At 62.4% G+C, this 23,108-nt stretch carries 27 protein-coding genes and 2 pseudogenes; 13 read left to right on the top strand and 16 right to left on the bottom strand.

What is annotated here, in order from left to right:
• Positions 1–1,329, bottom strand: a complete 1,329-nt coding sequence (locus I6H87_RS16985) for an epoxide hydrolase family protein (protein ID WP_041687356.1) — start codon at positions 1,327–1,329, stop codon at positions 1–3.
• A gap of 53 nt (positions 1,330–1,382) precedes the next feature.
• Positions 1,383–1,784 carry a cupin domain-containing protein gene (locus tag I6H87_RS16980; protein ID WP_011615314.1) on the bottom strand — a complete coding sequence of 134 codons (402 nt, stop codon included), beginning with the start codon at positions 1,782–1,784 and terminating at the stop codon, positions 1,383–1,385.
• 288 nt (positions 1,785–2,072) lie between these two features.
• On the opposite strand from I6H87_RS16980, the pseudogene I6H87_RS16975 reads away from it, so the two are divergent.
• Positions 2,073–3,174: pseudogene (locus tag I6H87_RS16975) on the top strand (ISL3 family transposase).
• Here the strand turns inward: I6H87_RS16975 and I6H87_RS16970 are convergent.
• From I6H87_RS16970 to I6H87_RS16955, 4 genes are all read right to left on the bottom strand, one after another.
• Positions 3,136–3,609 (bottom strand): IS66 family transposase, encoded by a 474-nt coding sequence (locus tag I6H87_RS16970; protein WP_051398479.1) that lies wholly within the window; start codon positions 3,607–3,609, stop codon positions 3,136–3,138. The pseudogene I6H87_RS16975 and the gene I6H87_RS16970 sit on opposite strands and share 39 nt — an antisense overlap.
• Positions 3,606–4,001 (bottom strand): IS66-like element accessory protein TnpA, encoded by a 396-nt coding sequence (gene tnpA, locus I6H87_RS16965; RefSeq protein ID WP_041687358.1) that lies wholly within the window; start codon positions 3,999–4,001, stop codon positions 3,606–3,608. The genes I6H87_RS16970 and tnpA overlap by 4 nt, the downstream gene beginning before the upstream one ends.
• A 905-nt stretch (positions 4,002–4,906) precedes the next feature.
• The gene (locus tag I6H87_RS16960) at positions 4,907–5,134 is read right to left on the bottom strand and encodes a hypothetical protein (RefSeq protein ID WP_136227766.1); all 228 of its coding nucleotides are present in this window, start codon (positions 5,132–5,134) and stop codon (positions 4,907–4,909) included.
• A gap of 71 nt (positions 5,135–5,205) precedes the next feature.
• Entirely contained in the window at positions 5,206–5,382 is a 177-nt protein-coding gene (locus tag I6H87_RS16955) for a hypothetical protein (RefSeq protein WP_155737081.1), read from the bottom strand.
• 190 nt (positions 5,383–5,572) lie between these two features.
• On the opposite strand from I6H87_RS16955, the gene I6H87_RS16950 reads away from it, so the two are divergent.
• From I6H87_RS16950 to I6H87_RS16900, 11 genes and pseudogenes are all read left to right on the top strand, one after another.
• The gene (locus I6H87_RS16950; protein WP_041687771.1) at positions 5,573–6,208 is read left to right on the top strand and encodes a nitroreductase family protein; all 636 of its coding nucleotides are present in this window, start codon (positions 5,573–5,575) and stop codon (positions 6,206–6,208) included.
• Positions 6,209–6,395: 187 nt separating this feature from the next.
• Complete coding sequence (locus tag I6H87_RS16945; protein ID WP_011615317.1) at positions 6,396–6,941, top strand: carboxymuconolactone decarboxylase family protein; 546 nt, start codon at positions 6,396–6,398, stop codon at positions 6,939–6,941.
• 149 nt (positions 6,942–7,090) lie between these two features.
• On the top strand, positions 7,091–7,786 hold the full coding sequence (locus tag I6H87_RS16940; protein WP_011615318.1) for a glutathione S-transferase N-terminal domain-containing protein: 696 nt from the start codon (positions 7,091–7,093) through the stop codon (positions 7,784–7,786).
• Between the two features lie 177 nt (positions 7,787–7,963).
• On the top strand, positions 7,964–8,413 hold the full coding sequence (locus tag I6H87_RS16935; protein ID WP_011615319.1) for a GNAT family N-acetyltransferase: 450 nt from the start codon (positions 7,964–7,966) through the stop codon (positions 8,411–8,413).
• A gap of 206 nt (positions 8,414–8,619) precedes the next feature.
• Positions 8,620–9,576 (top strand): AraC family transcriptional regulator, encoded by a 957-nt coding sequence (locus I6H87_RS16930; protein ID WP_011615320.1) that lies wholly within the window; start codon positions 8,620–8,622, stop codon positions 9,574–9,576.
• A gap of 418 nt (positions 9,577–9,994) precedes the next feature.
• Complete coding sequence (locus tag I6H87_RS16925; RefSeq protein ID WP_011615321.1) at positions 9,995–10,501, top strand: YkgB family protein; 507 nt, start codon at positions 9,995–9,997, stop codon at positions 10,499–10,501.
• Positions 10,502–10,554: 53 nt separating this feature from the next.
• Positions 10,555–11,040, top strand: a complete 486-nt coding sequence (locus I6H87_RS16920; protein WP_011615322.1) for a Rid family hydrolase — start codon at positions 10,555–10,557, stop codon at positions 11,038–11,040.
• Positions 11,041–11,204: 164 nt separating this feature from the next.
• Positions 11,205–11,930: pseudogene (locus I6H87_RS16915) on the top strand (acetaldehyde dehydrogenase (acetylating)); the annotation flags it as partial.
• 17 nt (positions 11,931–11,947) lie between these two features.
• On the top strand, positions 11,948–12,991 hold the full coding sequence (gene dmpG / locus I6H87_RS16910) for a 4-hydroxy-2-oxovalerate aldolase (RefSeq protein ID WP_010812008.1): 1,044 nt from the start codon (positions 11,948–11,950) through the stop codon (positions 12,989–12,991).
• A complete protein-coding gene (locus I6H87_RS16905; RefSeq protein WP_269446662.1) occupies positions 12,936–13,544 on the top strand; it encodes a sulfatase-like hydrolase/transferase in 609 nt (202 codons plus the stop codon). The genes dmpG and I6H87_RS16905 overlap by 56 nt, the downstream gene beginning before the upstream one ends.
• A 32-nt stretch (positions 13,545–13,576) precedes the next feature.
• A protein-coding gene (locus I6H87_RS16900) for an IS6 family transposase (RefSeq protein ID WP_136227816.1) occupies positions 13,577–14,273 on the top strand; the annotation gives its coding sequence in 2 pieces (ribosomal slippage) (positions 13,577–13,882 and positions 13,884–14,273; 696 coding nt in all).
• A 178-nt stretch (positions 14,274–14,451) separates the two neighbouring features.
• Here the strand turns inward: I6H87_RS16900 and I6H87_RS16895 are convergent.
• The 10 genes from I6H87_RS16895 to I6H87_RS16850 all read right to left on the bottom strand — a co-directional run bounded on the left by I6H87_RS16895 (position 14,452) and on the right by I6H87_RS16850 (position 22,361).
• Positions 14,452–15,882: an adenylate/guanylate cyclase domain-containing protein gene (locus tag I6H87_RS16895; protein WP_011615324.1), complete on the bottom strand. Its 1,431-nt coding sequence runs from the start codon at positions 15,880–15,882 to the stop codon at positions 14,452–14,454.
• Between the two features lie 22 nt (positions 15,883–15,904).
• Positions 15,905–16,192 (bottom strand): BufA1 family periplasmic bufferin-type metallophore, encoded by a 288-nt coding sequence (locus I6H87_RS16890; protein WP_010812012.1) that lies wholly within the window; start codon positions 16,190–16,192, stop codon positions 15,905–15,907.
• Between the two features lie 54 nt (positions 16,193–16,246).
• Positions 16,247–17,263: a YeeE/YedE thiosulfate transporter family protein gene (locus I6H87_RS16885; RefSeq protein ID WP_011615325.1), complete on the bottom strand. Its 1,017-nt coding sequence runs from the start codon at positions 17,261–17,263 to the stop codon at positions 16,247–16,249.
• Between the two features lie 47 nt (positions 17,264–17,310).
• Positions 17,311–17,817 (bottom strand): cupin domain-containing protein, encoded by a 507-nt coding sequence (locus I6H87_RS16880; RefSeq protein ID WP_011615326.1) that lies wholly within the window; start codon positions 17,815–17,817, stop codon positions 17,311–17,313.
• Positions 17,818–17,879: 62 nt separating this feature from the next.
• Positions 17,880–18,941, bottom strand: coding sequence for a patatin-like phospholipase family protein (locus I6H87_RS16875; RefSeq protein WP_011615327.1), 1,062 nt, complete (start codon positions 18,939–18,941; stop codon positions 17,880–17,882).
• A 9-nt stretch (positions 18,942–18,950) separates the two neighbouring features.
• Positions 18,951–19,733, bottom strand: coding sequence for a 3-hydroxybutyrate dehydrogenase (locus I6H87_RS16870; protein WP_011615328.1), 783 nt, complete (start codon positions 19,731–19,733; stop codon positions 18,951–18,953).
• Complete coding sequence (locus I6H87_RS16865) at positions 19,726–21,153, bottom strand: NAD(P)/FAD-dependent oxidoreductase (RefSeq protein WP_011615329.1); 1,428 nt, start codon at positions 21,151–21,153, stop codon at positions 19,726–19,728. The genes I6H87_RS16870 and I6H87_RS16865 overlap by 8 nt, the downstream gene beginning before the upstream one ends.
• A 41-nt stretch (positions 21,154–21,194) precedes the next feature.
• Positions 21,195–21,704, bottom strand: a complete 510-nt coding sequence (locus tag I6H87_RS16860; protein ID WP_011615330.1) for a DoxX family protein — start codon at positions 21,702–21,704, stop codon at positions 21,195–21,197.
• A 94-nt stretch (positions 21,705–21,798) separates the two neighbouring features.
• Entirely contained in the window at positions 21,799–22,227 is a 429-nt protein-coding gene (locus I6H87_RS16855; protein WP_231881408.1) for a BufA1 family periplasmic bufferin-type metallophore, read from the bottom strand.
• Positions 22,224–22,361 carry a hypothetical protein gene (locus I6H87_RS16850; RefSeq protein WP_155737082.1) on the bottom strand — a complete coding sequence of 46 codons (138 nt, stop codon included), beginning with the start codon at positions 22,359–22,361 and terminating at the stop codon, positions 22,224–22,226. The genes I6H87_RS16855 and I6H87_RS16850 overlap by 4 nt, the downstream gene beginning before the upstream one ends.
• A gap of 36 nt (positions 22,362–22,397) precedes the next feature.
• Between I6H87_RS16850 and I6H87_RS16845 the strand changes: the two genes are divergently transcribed.
• Positions 22,398–23,096: a response regulator transcription factor gene (locus tag I6H87_RS16845; protein WP_011615332.1), complete on the top strand. Its 699-nt coding sequence runs from the start codon at positions 22,398–22,400 to the stop codon at positions 23,094–23,096.
• Positions 23,097–23,108: the final 12 nt, after the last annotated feature.

Genomic DNA, 23,108 nt, shown 5'->3' with positions numbered 1-23,108 from the left:
TCAGCGCAGGGACCGGAACGCGGCGCGCACCTCGGCGCTGAACAGCCCCGGCTCTTCCCAGGCCGCGAAGTGGCCGCCCTTGTCTACGCGGTTGTAGTAGACCAGGTTGCGATAGGTCCGTGCTGCCCAGTGCTTCGGCGGCCTGTAGACCTCGCCGGGGAAGATTGTTACGGCAGCGGGGATCGAGATGCCGGTCCCGCTGGCCGCGCCAGGATTACTCTCCGCGTAGATGCGCCCGCTCGACGGCCCGGTGTTGGTCAGCCAGTAGAGCGTGATGTTGTCGAGCAGTTCGTCGCGGGTCAGCGCGCGCTCCGGGTCGCCTCGGGTGTAGACCCAGTCGGCGATCTTGTCATAGATCCACGCCGCCAGTCCCACGGGCGAGTCAGAGAGGCTGTAGCCCAGTGTTTGCGGGCGCGTCCCCATGATGGCGGCGTAGCCGAAGCCTTTGTTGAGGAACTCCCGCGCTTGGTCGAATACCGCCTGATCTTCGGCAGTCAGGCCCTCCGGGGCAGGATCGCCGCTCTTGAGCGCCCTGGCAATTTCCGGCGGGAGCGTGGTCGCGCGCTCGATCCGGTTGACGTGGATACCGAGCAGGCCCGCAGGCGCCTGGCGGCCCATGGCATCGGAAATGATGGCGCCCCAGTCGCCGCCTTGCGAGACGTAGCGCGAATATCCCAGGCGCTTCATCAGGACGCCCCAGGCGCGGCCGATCCGGTCCGGATTCCAGCCGGTGCCCTTGGGCTTCTCCGAAAAGCCGAAGCCAGGCAGGGAAGGCAGCACCAGGTGGAAGGCATCGTCGGCAGTGCCGCCGTGCGCCGTCGGATCGGTCAGCGGACCGATCACCTTCAGCAACTCGAACACCGAACCCGGCCAGCCGTGGGTCATGATCAGCGGCAATGCGTTGGGATGACGGGAGCGCACGTGGATGAAATGAATATCCAAGCCGTCGATATTGGTCAGGAACTGCGGCAAGGCATTTAGCTTCGCCTCGGCCTTGCGCCAGTCGTAGCCCGTCTGCCAGTAGCGCACAAGCGGCTGGAGCTTCGTGAGCTGCACGCCATGGGAGCGATCACTGACCGTCTCGGCGTCGGGCCACCGCGTCGCGGCCAGGCGGCGGCGCAGGTCGGTAAGCGCGGCTTGCGGAACATTGACGCGGAACGGGCGGATGGCATCTGCGGCAGCGGCCTGTGCCCCGGCGGCCTGCGCCGCATCGGACCGGGTAGCAGCCGTTACCGGACGAAATGCCGCAAGGGCGGCCGCCGCCACGCCGCTCAGCAACAAGGCCCGGCGGGACAGGACGGTAGCGTTGGGAGATTCCGATGCACTCATGGTCGCACTTCTTGAGCTCTGGTTTTCAATATCGCGGTGCATTCAGGTCGCGCTCACTTGCTCGGTACGGCCAGCGGAGCCCCTTTCTTGACAATATAGGTAGCGAGTTCCGCCGCCTTGCCGGTGCCGACATTCCTTGCCGAGTGAGCCGTTCCCGAAGGGATGAACAAGCTGTCGCCGGCCTTGAGCGTGACCGGCGGCTGGTCCCCGAGCTGGTACTCCAGCGTGCCTTCGAGAACAAAGGCGACTTCTTCGCCCGGATGAGAGTGCTTCGGGGCAAACGCGCCCGAATCGAAGTCGACTCGCACCTGGACGGCCTCGCGTCCGGGCACGCTGATGTCCTGCTTCAGCAGGTCCGTGCGATGGATACCCACGGCCTGCGCCTGGGCCGCTTGCATCGCGATGCTGCTACCGACGACCAGCAACGCCGTCGCCATGAATCGAGTCGTTTTCATTTGGAAGTCCTTTCATGCCCGGGAGCATGCGTAAGTGAGCTGATGCGTGACAGGGCGATTACCGGCATCCGGTAACGCCATTTGAGCAGCGTGACGTGTTAGCGATGTATCGGCCAGGCGGGGTTTTCGTAAGCGCATGTGTTCGCGCTAACGGCTGACACATTGCGATACAAAACGGGCGCCACGAAGGCAGTGCTCGCCTCATTTTTGGTTCTTCGAAGAATTCCGGGGACTGAATTGCCACATTCCGTATCCTAATGGCCGTTAAGACGGCGATTAGGGAACGGGATGCTGGATCGGAAAACGCTACAGGCGTTGGGCTGCTGGGATGGCTACAAGCTGGAACGGGTGGTGTGGCCTGAAGGGGAAAGCCGACGCTAGCGCTGTACCTCAAGCCGGTCAGCAAAGTCATGTACTGCGAGGAATGCGGGTCGAAGTGCCGGCAGGTCCATGAGACGGTGGTGCGGCGCGTGCGGGATCTTCCGCTGTTCGAGTACCGGGTCGTGCTGCACGTTCCCCGGCGCCGGGTGTGGTGCGACCAATGCGGTGGCCCGCGCCTGGAACGCTTGGAATGGCTTGGCCGCTACCAGCGTGTCACGGCCCGTCTAGCTCAGGCTTGCGGTCAGCTACTGCGTACCTGGCCATGGACGAATTCGCGCTGCACAAGGGCCATCGCTATGCCACGGTCGTCGTCGATCCGATCGGGCGGCAAGTGCTCTGGATCGGTCAGGGCCGCTCGCGCGAGACAGCACGGGCCTTCTTTGAGCAGCTCCCGGCGGGAGTAGCCAAGCGCATCGAAGCCGTTGCCATCGACATGACAACTGCCTATGAACTGGAGATCCGGGAGCATCGCCCGCAGGCTGAGGTGGTCTTCGACCTCTTCCACGTGGTAGCCAAGTATGGGCGCGAGGTGATCGACCGGGTCCGTGTGGACCAAGCCAATCGCCTGCGGCACGACCGTCCAGCCAGACGGGTACTCAAATCCACGCGCTGGCTGCTGCTGCGCAACAAGGAAAACCTGAGCGACACTCAAGCCGTGCATTTGAATGACGTGCTGCAGGCCAATCAACCGTTGCTGACCGTCTACATCCTGAAGGACGAACTCAAGCGGCTGTGGTTCTACCGCCGTCCCGCATGGGCCCAGAAGGCTTGGGAGCATTGGTGCGCCCAGGCAAGGCAGAGCCGGATTCCAGCCCTGCAGTTGTTCGCGCAGCGCTTGCAGACCTATTGGTACGGCATCATCGCTCGATGCCGGCACCCGCTGAACACAAGCGTCGTTGAGGGCATCAACAACACCATCAAAGTCATCAAGCGCCGAGCCTACGGCTACCGTGACGAGGAATACTTCTTCCTAAAGATCAAGGCGGCGTTCCCCGGAATTCCTCGTTGAACCTTTTTTTTCCAGGCTGTTGTTGTCCACGCTGACCTCCCCATCGAGGAGGTGGTGCGTCAGCGCCGCCCAGTTCTTGAGGCTGTAGTCGAGCGCCTTGGCCGTGATGCCACCATCGGGTACACGTGACCGCTCCAGCTGCAGCCAGGCATGCAGTTCCTCCCACAACGGCTTGGCGTCGCTGTACCTTCTGACCAGACGTTGTTCGCTGCTGAGGGAGGCGAGCTCGCGCTCAAGGCGGTAGATCTGCGCAATGCGACGCAGCGCCTCTGGCGCGACCGTGCTGCCGCGCTGGTTCCGTAGCAGCTCGTCGTACCGACGCCTATGAGCCTGGGCTGCGCCGAAGACCTGCACCACGCGGGCCAGCAACCGCTCGCTTCCGGCACGCATGTCGATGGGCTCGACCGCCAACCATGGCGCGTCAATGCGGATCATCGCAACCAGTCCCGAAGCAGTTGGGCAAACTGCTGGGCCGCTGACAGAGGCCAGTGCACAACCAGCGTGCCGCCTGCGTGCTGTATCTCCATGCGGATGGTCTCGGGCGTTGCCGCCGCCGGCGTCTTACACGGTAGCACCTCCCCCGTGACAGGGGACAGAGCGTTCATCTGTAGCGGAACAAACGCGTGGCCCTCGCTCAGCGCCGTCAGCATCTGCCGCTGACGGTCCTCGCGCATCCATCGGTGCACCATGTTCGGGTTCAGCGCGTGGCTGAGCGCGACCCCCGCCATCGAAGCACCTGGCTGGCGAACCTGCTCCAGAACCATGGCCTTGAATTCGGCGCTGTACTCCCGCCGGTGCGGCCGCTCAACTGTCGACACTTGATCCATCGTATCCACGATCCTCCTTCGTGGGGACGATGCTTCATCGCTTCAATCGATTCAAGATGGGGCAACTGGCCGCTTACTTGGATACAGCGCAACGATCTCGAATCGGCCCAGCCTGGCGAGTTGTGGATCGCCGATCGCAACTTCAGCACCCGGGCGATCCTTGCCGGCTGGCAGCAACGTGGCAGCGCGTGCGGCTTCATCCTGTAGTGACAAACTTTCACCACCAACCGTGATTGTCACACTACGGCTTGCAGACGACTGCTTTGGATTGGTTGCGGCTATCGCTCTCTGTTGCATCGGACGACCGCTCATCGGCCATTCTGTCATCGGCGATCGGAGACCGGTTGAATCCACAGCCGGCTACTGCCGTTGCGCATCCGCCATTCCTGTCAGTAACCGTTGCCTTGGCACGGGGGTCAGAAAGAACATGAGGCCGGCGAGTCGGGACGTTGCGATAGGGCACGATAACGCGCAGTTATTATTACGCCTAAGAACCGGTTGTTTCCAAAGTAGGGGGACCTCACACATTTCGCGTCAGGACCAGGTCGTAAAATTGCCGTTCTCAGACCCGCGAGCGGCGACGGAGTCCCCTGACAAGTCCTGACGAATTCCCGGGCACCACCAAGTGTTGCTGTGAGGAACCGGAAATAGCTGGACTGCAATGCAGGCGCCGTTTTGCGCACTTCTCGTTGCAAGGATTCAACCCGGTTGTCAGTGGCTCTTGCCGACCCCGAACAGCCCTTCGATCCGAGTCTGCCTCTGCGCATTCGGGCGGAGCGCTTCTGCACTTATGTCCCCGTGCAGCAGGCCCCACCGGTGATGCTCCCTATTTCCAAAAAAACGCCGCCACCTTGTGCCGGCATTACCGGACAACAGCGCGAAGCGATTTACTTCGGCGCAACGACCTAGCGGGCATTCTTCATGGCTTCGGGCGTCATGCTTTCCGTCGAGACGATGGTCAAGGATTGCGCTGAACCAGCGACCGTCTTCTCCGAAACATTCAACGTCGCGTTGACGGAATCCGGGAACGAATACATAGCACCTGTAGCCGGGTCAACGGCCAGCAAGCCAATTACGCCGCCAAACAGAATGTTCCCGATGTACCAGCCGTTGACTGTGCTGACGATGTCCAATTGCCCCCGGCTCGTAACCTTAGCGTGCCGACTCACGCCCAGTGACTTCCACCGGCGCACTCTGGTCCTCGTCACCATTGGATGCCCAGCTCGGGCACGGTGAAAGACTCCAGGTCGTCGAGGAAATCGGTGGCGTACCGGGCTTCGGCGGTGCCAATCACCGCGGGGTGCCGGCCTGGTACGTCATGTGCGAGTACCGCTGCTGCATGACCCCATTCGGGAACCGTACCGCAAACGTCGCTCTTCATTGCCGCGCCGAAAGTGGATGATGGGGCGCCTCGTTGTTTTGATCCTTTTGGGCATTTTATTGAGCAAAGGTAGTCTCGAAATCGGTATCGGGTACGCCTAAAGTGGAGGCTCCTAACCACCTGATGAAAGGGTCGCACCATGAGCCGTATCGCTATTCCCGCCATCGAGTCCGCCACCGGCGCCACCGCTATGCCCAACGAAACTACCAAAACCAATGCTGTCATCGAATGTATCTTGAGCCGCAGCGCCGCCAAGTATTACGACCCTGCCGCCATCTTGAATGACGACCAAATCCGCGAGCTGGTGCGAATCGGCACCGCCGCGCCGACATCCTTCCACTTGCAGAACTGGCGCTTCATCGCCGTGCGCACACGTGAAGCCAAGGCTCGGCTGAGTCCGATCGCCTGGAATCAACCTGCGATCACCGATGCCGCCGTTACCTTCATCGTCTGCGGCCAATTGGCCGATTCCAGCGTAATACCGGAGCGCCTGGCTCCGTTGGTTGAAGCAGGCGTTATGCCGGAAACGATGGTGGCTGAATGGGAAATCCCCGCACGCGATCTGTACATGCACTACCCGCAGCGCCAGCGCGACGAGGCCGTACGCACTGGCACCTTCGGCGCGGCGGCGATGATCTATGCGGCCCGCTCGCTGGGCCTGGGTTCGACGCCGATGATCGGTTTCGATGCCGAAGCGGTGCACCGCGAGTTCGGACTGGCTGCAAACGAAGTGCCAGTCATGCTGTTGTCCATCGGGGCAGAGCGCCCGGGAAACTGGGCGCAGAAGCCGCGCCGTCCGGTGGACGATGTGTTGGATTTGGTATAGGTGCGTCCCGGCGGCAGTGATCGCGCCGAACGACTAAGCGACCTTCAAGTGAGAGGCGGCCGCAAGGTACCTCCTACTTGAAGGCATGACCAGCTTCGACCCAAGACTTGGGTACGAAGTAAGCCGAGGAATGGTTCCCACATGGACTTTCCCCAATTAGCAAAACGTGTAACTCACGGAGATTATGATGGCAAGAACTGTAGCTCTAAAGCCGGAGCAGGTACCGGCCGATTCGAAACCGACTCTCGATGCGTTCACCAAGAACATTGGGTTCACCCCAAACATGATGGCGAGCTTCGCGCAGAGCCCGATTGCGTTCAACGCATGGGCCACTCTGCTCGGCTCCTTGAGCAAGGCGCTCGACGTGAAGACGCGTGACGGCATCGGCCTCGCTGTCTCCGAAGTGAATGGCTGCAACTACTGCCTGACAGTTCACAGCTTTACGGCCGAGCATATGGCCAAGCTGTCGGCCGAGGAAATCATTCTCGCTCGGAAGGGTCACGCCAGCGACCCGAAGCGCGACGCCGCCCTCCAGTTTGCGCGCAAAGTCATCGAGGCCCGGGGCAACGTCAGCGATGCCGATCTGAAAGCCGTCCGCGATGCCGGCTACACGGATGCGAACGTCATGGAGATCGTCGCGCTGGTGGCCATGTACTCCCTGACGAATTTTTTCAACAACGTGTTCGACCCCGAGAAGGACTTTCCTGCCGTCACGCCGGCTGGCTCGATCTGAACTTTATCCGGCCGCATCGACCCTCTCCGAGGGTCCTGGAAGGTGTCATCTGATGCGAGCGTAACGCCAGAGCCTGGACGCACCCAAGAAAGAATCTTGGAAACGTGTCCAGGCTCTTCGTATGTACCGACGAGTCTAGGAGGAAGAAAGTGACACTCAATCATCCAATTTTCACGCGCTGGCCGGTGCAGTACCCCGATCGGCTCCAGCTCTTTTCCTTACCGACGCCCAACGGAGTGAAGGTCGGCATCATGCTGGAGGAGACAGGCCTCGCCTATGAGGCGCACCGCATCGACATCATGGCGAATGAGAACCACGATTCGGCCTTCCTCGCGCTCAACCCCAATGGCAAGATTCCTGCGATCTACGATCCTCACGGTCCGAGCGGACGGCCGCTGGCCTTGTTCGAATCGGGAGCGATCCTGATCTATCTCGCCGACAAGACGGGGCAGTTCCTCTCCACCGATCCCCGCACGCGCTACGAAACGATCCAGTGGCTGATGTGGCAGATGGGCGGTGTCGGACCGATGTTCGGCCAGGTTGGCTTCTTCAACAAATTCGCCGGCAAAGCCTATGAGGACAAGCGCCCGCGCGACCGCTACGCAAACGAATCCGCGCGGCTGCTCGGTGTCCTCGACGAACGGCTCGCGGGCCGCGACTGGGTGATGGGCGCTGACTATAGCATCGCCGACATTTCGCTGCTTGGTTGGGTGCGTAACCTGATCGGCTTTTACGAAGCGCGCGAGATTGTTGGCTTCGACCGCTTTCTTCATGTGCAGATGTGGCTCGATCGCGGCCTCGCGCGTCCGGCGGTGCAGCGCGGGCTGGAAGTGACGGCGGCCTAGCCAGAAGCCCGGCGAGGGAAGGTCTCTGCGGCCCCACGAGCTGCGTAGACGTTGCAGCGAACGGTAGTTACCAATATGCACGGGCCAAAGACGGGCGCAACATTCACGCAGCGACTACTGCCCGCCAGAGATGACGGCCAGTGCATGAATGCACATCTTTTATTTCTGGAATATTCTATGCAATCAGTCGAGATCAAAGCCGTTGATAACTACGATTTTGATATGTGGCTTCCGCTGTGGAAAGGCTATCAGCGATTTTACGAAGTGGATATCCCCGAGTCCGTGACGCTCAATACCTGGAGGCGCTTCTTGGACCCAGGCGAACCGATGCATGCAGCGCTTGCCATGGTGGGCGAACAACCATTGGGGCTGGTGCATTCAATCTACCATCGATCTGCCTGGACGACGGGCGACTACTGCTATCTTCAAGACCTGTTTGTTGCTGACAATGCGCGTGGCGGCGGCATCGGTCGCTCGCTGATCGAGCATGTCTATGCGGAAGCGAAACGTCGCGGGGCGTCCCGTGTGCACTGGCTGACACACGAATCCAACCATAACGGCATGCAGCTTTACGACCGCATCGCTGATCGCTCCGGTTTCATCCAGTACCGAAAGCTATTAGCCTAACCCGCTGAGCGGGTACTGTCCTCAGGTCTCGTTCGGCGCATCGCTATCGTTCGTGATCCGGGCTAGGTCGCGATAGATGGTTGCAATCGAGCAGCCCGCCCGGTGCGCAACGTGTCCGATCAGCTCTTGCACTGGGGCCATGTGGTGCGTACAACCGGTGTGCAACCGCAATAAGACGCTTGAGCGTTTCAAGTTCCCGAGGTCCTATGTCCCAAGTCGACTGGCTGAGCCATCTCCTGCAAATGATCAACATCACTGGCCGGCTGGAGGTCCGCTGCGTCTACGGTGCGCCATGGCGTGTGGCCTGGGATCAGTCCGCGGCGCACGAGATTCCCTACCACGTCGTGCTCAAGGGCCGGGCCATTATTGAGGATCCGGAGACGGGGAAGGTCAGGGAGCTAGTTGGTGGAGATATCGTGCTGTTGCCTCACGGGTCGGCGCACGTGCTGCACGATGGCAGCGGACATGCGCCGGGTCTTACCTACAATCGTCAAGGTTCTGCAGGATGGACGCTCAGCGAGAATGATGGCCAGGGCGAGCATCTGGACATGTTGTGCGGGCGATTTTTCATCGGGCCGCCCCATGATCGGCTGATTCGCGATTATCTACCCACGACTCTCGTGGTACAGGCCATGGACCGCCGTGGTGAAGAGGGCATCGTGTCCGCTTCGAACCACCTGGCCAGTCTCGTGGGTCTGATGCGCATGGAGTCCACCGGCGACAAACCGGGCGGATACGCCATGCTCAACGCGCTTAGCTTCGCGCTGTTCACACTGGTACTGCGCGCGGCGAGCGAATCCGAACAGGCCCCGGCAGGCTTGTTGGCGCTTGCCGGCCATCCACGACTGGCCCCGGCCATTTCAGCCATGTTCGCCGATCCGGCGCGACCCTGGAACCTGTCTGATCTGGCCGACTTGTGCAGCATGTCACGCGCCACCTTCATGCGGCACTTTCAGGCCAATCTGGGGCGCTCGGCCAACGAACTGCTGACCGATATCCGGATGAGCCTGGCCGCCAACGAGCTGAAGAAGCCGGCGATGACCACTGAGGCCGTGGCCGACTTAGTCGGGTATCGATCCGTATCGGCATTCCGGCGTGTGTTCACCGACAAGATGGGGATGACGCCGGGGCAATGGCGCCGCCTGGCGCGCGAAGCTGAGTAATGCGCTTCGCTTTCCGTGTGCAGCTTCGATGTGGCGCTAGACGCGCCGGCGCAAGGCAGGCCATTCCTTCGAGCGGAGCTCGTTCGCGTCTGGCTTTAGCAATGACGCGCGGTCCGACATGCACGCCCAGTAGCGACTATCCCAGAGCCGTGGCGAACTGGAATGTCGTTGTCGTTGCGTTTCGTTCGGGCAGACAATCCACGAAGCGCTTGCCTATATCTGCAAGTACCTGAACCTCGATCTCGACGAGACGATTTGCGGCGTGCTGCGCTGTGCCGCCGTTTTTGGGATGGATTGCCTCGTTATTTTGATCCTTGTGGGCATTTTATTGAGCAAAGGTAGTCTCGAGATCGATATCTGGTGGGCCTACAGTGGAGGCTCCTAACCACCCGATGAACAACTTGAATGGGAAACCCCAATGACCACTCGTGCAAATCAGTTTCGTCTACAAATCGCTGAAAAGAGCGTTGGATCGCTCTCTCTTCAGGCCCTACTCAGATGGGCGCTGGTCGTCATCTTTCTTTGGTTCGGTGGAATGAAATTCACCGCTTACGAAGCCAACGGCATCGCTCCGTTCATCGCCAACAGCCCCATCATGAGCTGGTTGCACGCCCTATTCGGAGTTCAAGGGACAAGTTACGTTATAGGTGTACTTGAGCTGTCGACCGCAGCGGCTCTGATTCTCGGAGCCTTCCAGCCCATTTTCTCCGCATTGGGAGCGGCGATGTCGGCTGCGACCTATCTGATCACGCTCACGTTTTTCTTGACTACCCCCGGCGTAGCAGAAGCGACGGCGGGTGGATTTCCGGCCATTTCAGCTATGCCTGGCCAGTTCCTTCTTAAGGATCTCGTTCTGCTGGCTGCATCGCTTTCTCTCCTTCTGGCATCTGTCCAGGGCTCATGGCCCAACGCTCAGAAGTCATGAGGTGAACAAATGGCCCGGACATCCGGGCCGGCTTATTCAACAGGAGATCAGATATGACCAACACGACGGCGTTGAATGGCAAAGAGGCTGCCTATCACGGTGTGCCGGCGGAAGACGACTACGGCTATGCACAGGCAATCAAGATCGGAAACATGATCTATGTGTCCGGCCAGCTCAGCCACGACGACAAGGGCGTCATGATCGCGCCTGCTGCGCTCGATGGAACCGGCAAGCCAGCCGACTTCTCGATGATGGCGGAGCAGATGCGGGTGACCTATGCAAACGCTGCAACGATCCTCGCACAGTTCGGAGCCACGCTCGACCACGTGGTGGAAGAGACGCTCTATGTCCTCGATGTCGATGAGGCGTTTGCAGTAGCGGGCAAGGTGCGCAAAGAAGCCTACGCCATGGCGCGGCCTCAGTGCGCCAGCAATCTGATCGGCGTATCGAGGCTGGCCTTTCCGGAGCAGCTTATTGAGATCGTCTTCAAGGCGGTGCTTGCCGACGTGCACGAGCGGCACCCCGTCGAACCAGCTTGATGAACGGCACGACAGGCCAGCGATACGCAGGTCATGGGGTCGCTTCAGAAAACGGAAAATTTTGCACGCTAAGCGATCGCTAGCGCCTGCCGGGCGCTAACTACCGGGCAACGAACCTGACCCATAGAATTCGGAGATAGTCCCTTCACTTCCGAGCCAGCTGAGACATCGGCATCGCCTTCGACGCCACTTCCGCTGGCGCGCATGCGCGCAACAACGCGCTGCTGCAGGAGCGCGGCGTGCGCGTGATCGACCTGACACCAGCGGCCATCGGTCCCTATGTCATCCCAGTCGTCAACCTTGACGCGCATCTGGATGCCCCGAACATCAACATGGTCACCTGCGGCGGGCAGGCGACCATCCCGATGGTGCGCGCTGTCTCCCGCGTCGCCCCGGTCCATTACGCGGAGATTGTTGCGTCCATTGCCAGCAAGTCGGCCGGTCCCGGTACGCGCGCCAACATCGACGAGTTCACCGAGACGACTTCCCGGGCCATCGTCGAAGTCGGCGGAGCGCGCCACGGCAAGGCCATCATCGTGCTGAACCCGGCCGAGCCGCCGCTCATCATGCGCGACACGGTCTACTGCCTGGCCGAGCTCGACGCCGACCAGGACGCGATCCGTGACTCGGTGCGCGACATGGCGGCCAGCGTAGCCGAGTACGTGCCGGGCTACCGCCTGAAGCAGGCCGTACAGTTCGAGCGCTATGAGGTGGAGCGGGCGCTGAACCTGCCGGGCATCGGTCGGCAGGCCGGCCTGAAGGTGTCGATCTTCCTGGAGGTCGAAGGCGCGGCGCACTACCTCCCGGCCTATGCCGGCAATCTCGACATCATGACCAGCGCGGCGCTGGCGGCCGCGGACCGGCTGGCCGCCGCGAGGCTCGGCCTGTGATCCCCGGAGGAATTCCCATGTTCGACAAGACCAAGAAGATCTACGTCTCCGACGTCACGCTGCGCGACGGCATGCACGCCATCCGCCATCAGTACTCGCTGGAACAGGCCGTGCGCATTGCGCGTGCGCTGGATGTCGCCGGCGTCGACAGCATCGAAGTCGCCCACGGCGACGGCCTGCAGGGTTCAAGCTTCAACTATGGCTTCGGCGCCCACACCGACCTCGAATGGATCGCGGCGGTGGCTGATGTGCTGAAGCACGCGAAAGTGGCCACGCTGCTGCTCCCAGGCATCGGCACCATCCATGACCTGAAGCAGGCCTACGAAGCTGGCGCCCGCATCGTGCGGGTGGCCACGCACTGCACCGAAGCCGACATCTCGAAGCAGCACATTGAGTACGCGCGTCACCTGGGCATGGACACCGTCGGCTTCCTGATGATGAGTCACATGACCACGCCACGGCACTTGGCCGAACAGGCAATGCGCATGGAGAGCTATGGGGCGCAATGCGTGTACGTGGTGGACTCCGGCGGCGCGCTGAACATGTACGACGTTGCCGACCGCTTCAAGGCATTCAGGGATGTGCTGAAGCCCGAGACGCAGACGGGCATGCACGCCCACCACAACCTGTCGCTCGGCGTGGCCAACTCGATCGTGGCGCTCGAGCATGGCTGCGACCGCATCGACGCCAGCCTGACCGGCATGGGCGCGGGCGCGGGCAACGCGCCGCTGGAGGTGTTCATCGCCACGGCGGATCGCATGGGACTGAACCACGGCTGCGACGTCAAGACGCTGATCGATGCGGCGGAGGACATCGTGCGTCCACTGCAGGAACGCCCGGTGCGGGTGGACCGCGAGACGCTGGCGCTTGGCTATGCGGGCGTGTATTCGAGCTTCCTGCGCCATACCGAAGTTGCCGCGCAGAGGTATGGGCTGTCGGCGTTCGACATCCTGATCGAGCTGGGCAAGCGGCGCATGGTAGGCGGGCAGGAGGATATGATCGTTGATGTGGCGCTGGATTTGCTGCAGCGGCGCGATGCTCGCGGTGCCGGAGCGCATTGAGCCGACGACGTTCCGGAATCAGGAGGTGACAACAGTAAAAGGTGCAGTCATTCTGCTGGCGGGTGTGCTGGCGACTAGCATCCTCAGCGTGGCGTCCGCGGCGGACTCGGCTCCGCGCGGTGCGGACCAGCGGCCGAATATCCTGCTGATCTTGGCCGATGACCTCGGGTATTCCGACATCTGGGCCTTTGGCGGGGAAATCCATACGCCTAACCTCGACGCGCTGGCACGTCAGGGCGTGCGCATGACGCAGTTCTACGTCGCACCGACCTGCTCGCCCACCCGTGCCATGCTAATGTCCGGCGTGGACAGCCACCGCGCCGGCCTCGGCGCCATGGCCGAGACCATGGTACCCGAGCAGCGCGGCAAGCCGGGCTACGAAGGCTACCTGAACCAGAACTTGGTGGCGTTCCCGGAGCTGTTGCGCGATGCCGGTTATTACACCTACATGACCGGCAAGTGGCACCTAGGCCAGAAGGAAGAGCAGAGCCCGGCGGCGCGGGGCTTCGAACAGTCCTACGGGCTTTGTCGCAATATGCCTCCGATAGAATGAGCCGGTATCGAACTCAGGCAATGTGGGCAGCGATGATAAACGCGGAGATTGCGAAGGTATTGAAGCGCCTGCACTATCCGCTGGAGGTGATGCTGACCTGCATGCGCTGGTATGTCGCCTATCCGCTGAGCCTGCGTCATCTCGAGGAGATGATGGCCGAGCGTGGCATCTCGGTTGACCAATCGACCGTGCACCGCTGGGCGCTGAAGATGCTGCTGCCGGCGCTAAACAAAATCTTTCGCCGCTCCAAGCGCCCGGTGGGGAAAAGCTGGCGCATGGACGAAACCTATATCCTGGTACGCGGCAAGTGGAAGTATCTGTACCGGGCGGTCGACAAGGGGGGGCAATACCATCGACTTCCTGCTGCGCGCCCAGCCTGACAAGGCCGCAGCACGGCGGTTTTTCGAGAAAGCCATCGCGCAGCACGGCCAGCCTGACACGGTGACCATCGACGGCAGCGCATCTAACCTAGCGGCCCTGCATGACGTTAACGCCGAACGAGAAACTCCCGTCACCATCCGGCAGGTCAAGTACCTGAATAACATTGTCGAGCAGGACCATCGAGCCATCAAACGCTTGACTCGATCAATGCTGGGAAAGGACTTTCGCTGCGCGCGCATCCTGCTGGGCGGTATCGAGCTCATGCACATGATTGCCAAGGGCCAGATGCAGGCCCACGAAGAGCGCAATCCGTCCGCTGCAGAGCAATTCTATTCACTGGCAGCATAAGTCAGTTGTGCCCTCTGGGGTCTTCTCGTCCTTGCTCCCTTACAGCTACAGAGCCCTTTGTCGAGATAAATGGTGATCGCCACTGGCTGCCAACGGGGGATCACCGAGAGTTCATGAAAGTGAATGCCACGCGGCAAGAGTTGCCAGCGCTGACATACAGCAGGACACTACAAATCAATTAGGCATCCGATGAAAGTGCCAGGGCCACCAGCTGCATCGTGCCGCTTACGCCGCCTACAGACTGCTGGGGAAGGACGTGCTTCTCGCCAAGATAGCCCTGCACGCGAGCCCGCTGATAGCTGGCTCGCGTGGTGAGGCCTCGCGTCCCCTGGATCTTGTTCTGCTTCTCAAGCTTGGCCGCAAGATTGACCGTGTCACCAATCACCGTGTACTCAAGGCGGCTGCCATGCCCGAGTATGCCGAACAGCACCGGCCCGCTTGCCATCCCAGCGCCAACGTCAGGTGCAGGCTGACCGCTGGACTGCCGCCGAACCCGCCATTGGTCAACCGCTTCCAGGATGGCATCGATGGCACGCAAGGCATTTGCCGCATGGCAATCGTCGGCAGTGACGGCGCCAAAGCTGGCAAGGATGCCGTCGCCCATGAATTTGTCTATGCTGCCGCCATGCGCTTTGACAATCGGCACAACCAGGCTTTGGTATTCGCCCAGTAATTGGATCAGTGCGGAGGGCTGCAGCATGGCAGACGCCTGAGTGAAGCCGCGCATGTCGAGGAACACGACCGACGCCTCGCGCAGCTCGGCGTGGCCGACCATGACGCTTGCTTCGGAGTCGGTGATGCGATGGGCCACGGAATCGTCAAAGAATAGCGACAGGTCCGCGACCGCCAGTTGGCCCTTGACGGCCTTGACCACAAAGCCGCGCGCCCTGGCCAGGGCCAATGCCAGCGTGGCGCTGACGATCAGGATGGAAAGCAGCTTGTCGAACTCCGCTCCGTAGTGGATCTGGGTCGAGCGCAATGCGGTGACATAGTCCCAGGTGACAGGGTTGCCGCTCGCGTGTGTCAGCGCGTAGTGCAGCAACAGCAGCCAGCCCAAGGTCGCTGTGAGGCCCGACAGCGCCACCCAGAGCGGTTCGAAGCGCAGGGCACGCAAGGCGATTAAGCCGAAGATATAGGCGAATTCGGTGGTTTTCAGGTACATCTGGGCTGGCTGCTCGTACTGCAGGTGGTAGGCCCAGATGACGAAGATCAGGACTGCCATTTCGGCCACCACGCTCAGTCCCACCATCCAGTTGGCCAGTTGCCGGGTCATGGCAAGGTAGAGCCGGACCAACGCCAGCACCGCGAACAGCGAGATGCCGAGCGGTACCGCGCGTACGGGCGCGTCGGGTGAAAAGCCCGGGGGCGTTCCGAGATAAAGGACCGCGAACAGGAGCAGCACCAGCAGTTGCAGTGAGGTCACCAGCAACTCGCTCAGATACTGTTCACGCTCCAGCTCCCGCCGTACTCGTGGCGGCAACTGCATGCCCTGGCCCAACGCGGCGAGCTTCGCTGCTAGCCCCGCAGCGATTTTCCGTGCCATGCTTGCCGCAATACGTTCCGACTTCTGCCGGTGCGGTGCCGTCAGTGTCTGTCCTTCCTCTTTCATCGCGCGGTCCCGCAGCCACCGCTCAGGGTGCGGCAGACCTGAGGCTGCCACCCGCGATCCGGGCGCAGGTGCCGGCGGGCAGCATCAGCCATTCATCGCCGGCGGCGTCGTGGCGGGCGCGGCCCGCGCAAGCGTGCAGCGCGGTGCCGCAGTCGTTCCTGCCTGCCCTGGCTACGCCGAAGCACCGTTCACGGTCCAGGGCAAAGTGTGCCGGGGAACTGGCCAGCAGATGCGTGTTCTGCTTGATCGCAAGCCCGACGGCAGCGAGCGCGGTCGCGATCACCAGCGCGTTCCCGATACGGTGGCTCATGCTTACTCCTTCAGACTGTCAGCAGTGCAACACGACTGGTCCTGCTAGTCTTGCCTAGGATTGCGGGGCGCCCGGAGTCGTAGCGGTCTGGCCAAGCCGACGCTGAAGCCATTGCGCGAGCGCGATGGTGACGCACATCGTGCCGAATGCGACCCATGCATACGGCCACAGCAGGGGCATGCCGACCAGCAGCAGTCCATCGTTGCCGCCCGGAATCAGCATGCCGCCCCAGCCCATGATGGCACCGCCTGTGAAGCACCGGAGACACTGCGCACTGGAAGTCGCGGGACCTTCGCGGCGGCCAGCGCTCATCCCGCCGAGGATGGCACCAGCGAGCAGCCCCAGCGACAGCAATGCCCGTGCCGGCAGCATGGCAGCGCTGCCACGTGCCAGTTCGGCCAGCACCTCGGTGTATGACCACGCGCCTGCCAGCAACAGGAGCAGCAAGAAGGTGACACCGATCACCGTGGTGGCATGGTGCGGTGACCAGATCCGGGCGGCAACGCGTGCATGCCACGTTTGCTCCAAGGGTGCAGGAGCGCCATGGCGTCGCGCCCGCTGCCACAGACGGAGCAGCCGCCATCCGACGAACAGAAGGAAAAGCACTGTCAGCAGCGGCGCAGCACCCCATACCGGCGAGGTGGCTGAGAGCGCCGGGCGCTCGGCTTGCGGCCACAGCGCAAGCAGCCCCACGCAGCCTGCGTAGTATCCGAGGGGTGTGGCAGCATACGCCCATTGCCCGCTGCCCAGCCGGGCGATGGCGCCGAATACGCATGCGCCATTGATGAAGGCGCCCAGCCCGAGCAGGGCGCCTCCCAGGACGGTCAGGCCATCGACCGGATAGCCGGACGGCATGGCCGGAAGCAGATGCAACCGCTGCGCGATCAGCAGTCCGCCACACACGTACAGCGACGCTTCTGCCATGGCACGGAGGTGCGAGCAACTGCGCGATGACGTGATCTCGCTGACCGCGGCGACCGCACAGGTTGCGCCGCGCTGGATGGCGAATCCCATCACGGCGGCGCAAAGCAGGGCGCCCGCAAAGGACAGACTCAGCAGCATGAGTTTCATGGGCGCATCATCCTCGGGCATGCGCAGGTAGCCGTCCCCGCAACTGTTCACATAGTATGCGGGTCCATCTTCATTTCGACCGGGAAGAGATCGGACGACAGCAAGACTGCGGGGCTGCCGCCTTCATTCTTCCACCAGTGGGAAGTCCCGTTCCTCTCCGCGGTCACGTCGCCGGCGCGGTGTACGATCGGAACCGCGCAGTTGCTCGCATACTCCACGATCTCGCCGGAGACGATATAGATGATTGCCGGGCGGTTGTTGTGGCTGTGCCATGGCACGATGCCACCGGGCTGCACGTCGAGCTGGCGCAGCCGCAGCAGGCGTCCCGCTACGGCTGCCGGCTCCTTCGAAAGGTCGGTCGAGGCGCGCACTGTATCGGTGACGCCCTTGGGTTCTGTCGCGCCAGGCCGCTGCCCCTGGCCATCCGCGACGCGCTTGTCGGCGGGGCACTGGCCGGCGTAGGCCATCACTGAGACGAGGGACAGGGTGACGGTGACGATCGCGCCGCGCATCGCGCGATGCCAGACGGGTACGGCTTGCTTGGTGGTAGTCATGGTCCTAAACTCCGTGGGTTGAGGAATCCGCGCCGACCGCTTCGGTGGCGCTACGTGGTGGATCAAAGAAATTCCTGGTGCAAGTCGACGCTGCACCGTTCACCGATTGCGCTGTAGTTCTGCTGCAACCAGCGCCCGGCCTCGTCCCGGCCCTGATCGCGCAGATAGCAAAGGAAGTCCCAGTCGGCATTGAGCTTGCTGGAGACGCCGAGCGCCATCATGGTCTGGTCCGAGCGGATCGAGTGGATCAGCATCTCCTTCATTTCCCCGCGGTTGACCTTGCCATCCTGGATGAGCCTGGTGACGAAGCTGATGGCGCGCAGTTCGCGGATCAACGAGGAGTTGAAGCTGACCTCGTTGATGCGATTGAGGATCTCCGCGGCGGTCTTCGGCACACCCTTGCGCACGATAGGATTGATATGGACGATCACCACATCCCGCGCGCCACAGTTGTAGATCAACGGGAAAATGGCGGGGTTGCCGACATAGCCGCCGTCCCAGTAGTGTTCGCCGCCAATTTCCACCGCCTGGAACAGGAACGGCAGGCAGGCAGAAGCCAGCACAGCCTTCAGGCTGATGTCGTCGCGCGAGAACACGCGTACCTTGCCGGTCTCGACATTGGTCGCACACAGGTAAAGGTGGATCGGGCAGTGCTGGTTAAGCGCGTCAAAGTCGACATGGCGGGCCAGCACGTCGCGCAGCGGGTTGAAGTTGAGCGGGTTGAACTGGTAGGGCGACAGCACACGCAGCATCATGTCCGTCAGCAGGTACATCGGCGAGTAATCGAGCCCGTAGCCGTTGTGCAGCAAGGTCTCCCATGGCAGCTTGCGGAACGGGTTGCTGGCGCGCGCGGCGTTGGCAACGTCGCGCCAGAAGTCGTGCAGGGCGGTGCGGGCGCGTGGCGGCCCGCCCTGGAGCAGGCCGTACGCGAGCACCGCGGCATTCATCGCGCCGGCGCTGGTGGCGCTGACGCCCTCGATTGCAAGCCGGCCGTCTTCGAGCAGGCGGTCCAGCACGCCCCAGGCAAAGGCACCATGGGCACCCCCGCCTTGCAGCGCCAGCGTGATCGGCTTCACGGCTTGGCCGGTTTCTCCGGCATCTCGCGTTCCAGGATTGGTCGACATGGCTCGCCCTCAGTGCTGGGTCCAGCCACCATCCATTGCGAGCGCAGTGGCGGTCATCGAGGCTGAATTGTCCGAGGCCAAGAACAGGGCCAGGACAGCAAGTTCGTCAATCCGCACGAACTCCTTGCGCGCCTGGTGCACCAGCAGGACATCGCGCACGACGTCGGCGGGCGAGATCCGGTGCGCGCGCGCCTGGTCGGCGATCTGCTGTTCCACCAGCGGCGTCTTGACATAGCCGGGGCAGATCGTATTGCTGGTAATGCCAAACTCGGCCGTCTCCAGCGCCACAGCCTTGGACAGGCCGATCAGCCCGTGCTTGGCGGCGACATAGGGCGCCTTGAACGGCGAAGCCACCAGGCCATGGGCGGAGGCGATATTGATGATGCGGCCCCAGCGCCTGGCCTTCATGCCGGGCAGGACGGCCTTGATCAGGTGGAACGCCGAGGACAGGTTGATGGCAACGATGGCGTCCCACTTGTCGTCCGGCATCTCTTCGGTCGGGGCAACATGCTGGATGCCCGCGTTATTCACGATGACGTCAACCTTGCCGAACTCGGATGCAGCAAATTCGGCCATTTCGCGAACCTGGCAAGGTTGGCTCATATCCGCCGGCGAATAGCGCACGCGCACGCCATACTCGCCCTCCAGCCCTGCACGCGTGGCTTCAATTTGCTCGGCATCGCCGAAGCCGTTCAGCAGTACATCGGCGCCATGGGCGGCAAAGGCGCGCGCAATGCCAAGCCCGATACCGCTGCTGGAGCCGGTAACGATGGCTGATTTTCCTTCAAGCATGTTGATCTCCTGTTAGCGTGGGGGCGGCGGGGGTGGCGTAGGGCGTCCGCGGTATCCCGGAAAAGTCATGCGTTGCAATGCGGGTTGCCGATGCACCCGGCGCTTGTGGGCGGTGGGGTGGCAGCCCATCGGGTGGCGATTCGTCTGCCTCGCTGGTGCGTGTAAAGCGCAGGTGGGTGATGTCAGTCGGGAAGAACATGGACAACGTCCATTCCGCCCAGAGGCGCAGCTTGCGCCCGAGCGTCGGCATGCGCATCAGGTACAGCGCACGCCAGGCCAGCCAGGCCGGCAAGCCCGAGAAGCTGAAGCCATACACCTGGGCAACGCCCTTCATATGCCCGATGCTGGCCATCGCGCCCTTGCTCTGGTACGAAAACGGTTTGCTTTCACGCTGTTCCAGGTGGCCGGCGAGGTTATGGGCAAGCTGGCGCGCCTGAGCCACGGCGAACTGCGCGGTTGGCAGCGAATCCTCGTCGGTGGCGGCGTTGGCCACCCGTGCGCAATCGCCGATGGCCCACAGTCCGGGCATGCCGCGCACCGACATATCCGGGTTGGTCTCGATGCGTCCGCGCCGGGTGGCTAGTGCGAGATTGCGCTCCAGGGTGGCGACCAGCGGATTCGGCCTGGTGCCGACGGTGCAGACCACCGTTGCACCTTCGATCATTTCGCCGTCAGCCAGCACCACCGTGTCGGCTTCGAAGCGGAGGGCCCGGGTACCGAGCCTGAGCCGGATGCCGCGCGCGGCCATATGGCGTGCCGCGGCCATGCCAAGCGAGGCGGGCAACTCGGAAAGCAGTTGCCCGGTGTCATGGAGCAGCGTCACCGCCAGCTCTTCGCGCTGCACGCGCGGGTAGAAGCGCCGGATGCTGCAAAGATAATCGGCGAGTTCCCCGGCAACCTCCACGCCCGAAAAGCCCCCGCCCACCACGATGAAATGGCCCAGCCGGCGGCGCAGGACCGGGTCCGACTCCAGTTCCATGCGGGCCAGCTGGCGCAACACGCGGTTGCGGATAAACAGGGCGTCACCCACAAGCTTCAGGGGCAGGGCGTGCTCGGCCATGCCTGGCACCAGGTCGAGATTCGCTCGAGTGCCGAAGGCAAACACCAGGTGGTCGAAGGGAATCTCGCGCAGGCCCGCCAGGGTCGTGCAGGACAGCTTGCCCTGGGCGTAGTTGACGTCCTGCACGGTGCCCATGATGAACTGGGTGCGCCTGAGCATCTGGCGGATCGGCACGATCACGTGTTCAGGGAAGACCGAGGCACCCACCACCTCGGCCAGCATCGGGTTGAAGGTGGTGTAGCTTTCGTCGCTGACGAGGATCAGCCGGTGAGTCGTCGGCAGCAGCTTCTCCAGCGCCTGGGCCAGCGTGGTGCCGGCGAATCCACCACCGATGATGACGATGTTGTTCTCTGCAAGCATGACGGTTCCTTTCGCCCTGGCACGCCGCCTGGGCTTTCGAGCTAATGGCTGCCCTTGCCGCGCAGCAGGAAGCGGTCGATCAGGTGGTCCAGCGACAGCCGGCCCGGGCCGTGCAGCAGCGTGACCAGCAGCAGGAGCCCCCAGTACTGGTGGTCCTTCAGGCCAACCTCGCCCAATCCCGGATACGAGATCACCGCGACTATGTTGAAGACGAACAAGGCCAGCGCGGCTGCCCGCGTACCGAGCCCGAGCACGAGCAGCACCGGCAGGCACAGCTCCGCGGCGGTACCAAGATAGGCGGCCAGGGTCGGGCTCAGCAGCGGCACGGCGTACTCGCTTTCGAACAACGCCAGCGTGGTGGACCAGCTGGCGAGCTTGGTCAGCCCGGACTGGAAGAACACCAGGCCGATCAGTACGCGAATGCCGAGATCGAGCACGGGAGCCAGCATTTCCAGCAGGCGGATCGCCGCCTGCCCGGCTCCGATGAGGCGCGAAGGCTTTGCGTCGGCCACATCCAGCGGCGTGGACGACAGGGGGGTCGTGCATTTCATTTGGGCTACCTCGCGAAGCGGTCAGGGAGTTGGGGACGCCGGTCAGCCGTGACGCGGCACGTGTCACGGCGTTTCGCTGCAGGCTCGGGACCGCTCAGGCCGGGTGGGCCGCCTTGGCGGCCGGGCTGAGTTCGCCGCTCTTGCCACCTGGCTTGGCAAACTGGGACGTCTGCAGCCGACCTCCGGCGATCTTTTCGCAAGTGCCCGCGGGAACCAGGATCCAGGCTTCCGCGTCGCGGTCCATTTTGGCCGTGGCGGCACAGGAACTCTTGCTGGTGCCACAGTCGTTCTTGCCGGCCTTGGCAATGCCCGCGCATTTTTCATTGCTGCCTGCCGCTGCCATGGCCTGAGAGGTAGCGCCGGCAATGCCAAGCGCCAGCATGCCTGCAATCGCGCCGCGGATAATTTGATCACTGTTCATGATGCGCACTCCGTATTTGCTTGGGTTCAGGACAGGAGAAATCCCTGTCTCTGGACTGCAGTATGGAAAGCCGAACTCACGCTTGTTTCGCTCAATTTTCAAATTTTCTTCACGGCGCCTGGGTGCTGGCGGGCCCCAATCTTGGCCACGCCGGCGGAGGGCTTTCCATCCTTGAAATGCGTTCTAGAATGGTTCAGTGGCTCCCACGCCGCAATCCAGGCGGCAAGGAAGGTCATGCCGGTATCCCGCAGGTTTCAAGATGAGGTAAAGCCATGTCGCGCCAGGTTCTGGTGATCGAGGACGACGCAGATATCGCCGAACTGGTACGGCTGCAGGTGAGCGGGCTGTCTTGCGACGTGAAGGTGATCAACCACGGCAGGGCGGGACTGGAAGAGGCGCTGAGTCGTCCCTATGACCTGGTCATCCTGGACCTGATGCTGCCGGGCGCCGACGGGCTGGAAATCTGTCGGCGCCTGCGCGCGGAACCGCGCTATACCCCCATCCTCATGCTCACGGCGCGCTCGACTGAACTGGACCGGGTGCTGGGACTGGAGATGGGCGCCGACGACTACCTGACCAAGCCGTTCAGCGTCCTTGAGCTGACCGCGCGGGTCAAGGCGATCTTCCGGCTGGTCGACACCCTGGCCAACCCGCCATCCGATGGTCCCAGGACGGTGCAGGTCAAGGCCCTGCACATCGATATCGACAAGCGTGAAGTGAGCGTGCGCGGCACGCCGATCTGCCTCACCGCCAAGGAATTCCAGCTGCTGCTCTACTTTGCCAGCAATCCGGGGCGCGTCTTCAGCCGCGCCCAGTTGCTGGACCAGGTCTGGGGCTATAGCCACAGTGGCTACGAGCACACGGTAAGTTCGCATATCAACCGGCTGCGCGCCAAGATCGAACTCGACCCCAACGAGCCGGAGTACATCCAGACCGTCTGGGGCGTGGGCTACAAGTTCTGCAATACGTAATAGGGCGCAATA

It is taken from the genome of Cupriavidus necator (genome assembly GCF_016127575.1).
Taxonomy (GTDB): domain Bacteria; phylum Pseudomonadota; class Gammaproteobacteria; order Burkholderiales; family Burkholderiaceae; genus Cupriavidus; species Cupriavidus necator_D.
Note: the sequence above shows the minus strand (reverse complement) of the source record. Positions and strands in the feature narration are given on the sequence as shown.

Coding starts and splice junctions, on each gene's coding strand:
- I6H87_RS16985 (WP_041687356.1), bottom strand. CDS start 1,329: ATGAGTGCATCGGAATCTCCCAACGCTACCGTCCTGTCCCGCCGGGCC.
- I6H87_RS16980 (WP_011615314.1), bottom strand. CDS start 1,784: ATGAAAACGACTCGATTCATGGCGACGGCGTTGCTGGTCGTCGGTAGC.
- I6H87_RS16970 (WP_051398479.1), bottom strand. CDS start 3,609: ATGATCCGCATTGACGCGCCATGGTTGGCGGTCGAGCCCATCGACATG.
- tnpA (WP_041687358.1), bottom strand. CDS start 4,001: ATGGATCAAGTGTCGACAGTTGAGCGGCCGCACCGGCGGGAGTACAGC.
- I6H87_RS16955 (WP_155737081.1), bottom strand. CDS start 5,382: ATGAAGAGCGACGTTTGCGGTACGGTTCCCGAATGGGGTCATGCAGCA.
- I6H87_RS16950 (WP_041687771.1), top strand. CDS start 5,573: ATGCCCAACGAAACTACCAAAACCAATGCTGTCATCGAATGTATCTTG.
- I6H87_RS16945 (WP_011615317.1), top strand. CDS start 6,396: ATGGCAAGAACTGTAGCTCTAAAGCCGGAGCAGGTACCGGCCGATTCG.
- I6H87_RS16935 (WP_011615319.1), top strand. CDS start 7,964: ATGCAATCAGTCGAGATCAAAGCCGTTGATAACTACGATTTTGATATG.
- I6H87_RS16930 (WP_011615320.1), top strand. CDS start 8,620: ATGTCCCAAGTCGACTGGCTGAGCCATCTCCTGCAAATGATCAACATC.
- I6H87_RS16925 (WP_011615321.1), top strand. CDS start 9,995: ATGACCACTCGTGCAAATCAGTTTCGTCTACAAATCGCTGAAAAGAGC.
- I6H87_RS16920 (WP_011615322.1), top strand. CDS start 10,555: ATGACCAACACGACGGCGTTGAATGGCAAAGAGGCTGCCTATCACGGT.
- dmpG (WP_010812008.1), top strand. CDS start 11,948: ATGTTCGACAAGACCAAGAAGATCTACGTCTCCGACGTCACGCTGCGC.
- I6H87_RS16905 (WP_269446662.1), top strand. CDS start 12,936: ATGTGGCGCTGGATTTGCTGCAGCGGCGCGATGCTCGCGGTGCCGGAG.
- I6H87_RS16895 (WP_011615324.1), bottom strand. CDS start 15,882: ATGAAAGAGGAAGGACAGACACTGACGGCACCGCACCGGCAGAAGTCG.
- I6H87_RS16890 (WP_010812012.1), bottom strand. CDS start 16,192: ATGAGCCACCGTATCGGGAACGCGCTGGTGATCGCGACCGCGCTCGCT.
- I6H87_RS16885 (WP_011615325.1), bottom strand. CDS start 17,263: ATGAAACTCATGCTGCTGAGTCTGTCCTTTGCGGGCGCCCTGCTTTGC.
- I6H87_RS16880 (WP_011615326.1), bottom strand. CDS start 17,817: ATGACTACCACCAAGCAAGCCGTACCCGTCTGGCATCGCGCGATGCGC.
- I6H87_RS16875 (WP_011615327.1), bottom strand. CDS start 18,941: ATGTCGACCAATCCTGGAACGCGAGATGCCGGAGAAACCGGCCAAGCC.
- I6H87_RS16870 (WP_011615328.1), bottom strand. CDS start 19,733: ATGCTTGAAGGAAAATCAGCCATCGTTACCGGCTCCAGCAGCGGTATC.
- I6H87_RS16865 (WP_011615329.1), bottom strand. CDS start 21,153: ATGCTTGCAGAGAACAACATCGTCATCATCGGTGGTGGATTCGCCGGC.
- I6H87_RS16860 (WP_011615330.1), bottom strand. CDS start 21,704: ATGAAATGCACGACCCCCCTGTCGTCCACGCCGCTGGATGTGGCCGAC.
- I6H87_RS16850 (WP_155737082.1), bottom strand. CDS start 22,361: ATGACCTTCCTTGCCGCCTGGATTGCGGCGTGGGAGCCACTGAACCAT.
- I6H87_RS16845 (WP_011615332.1), top strand. CDS start 22,398: ATGTCGCGCCAGGTTCTGGTGATCGAGGACGACGCAGATATCGCCGAA.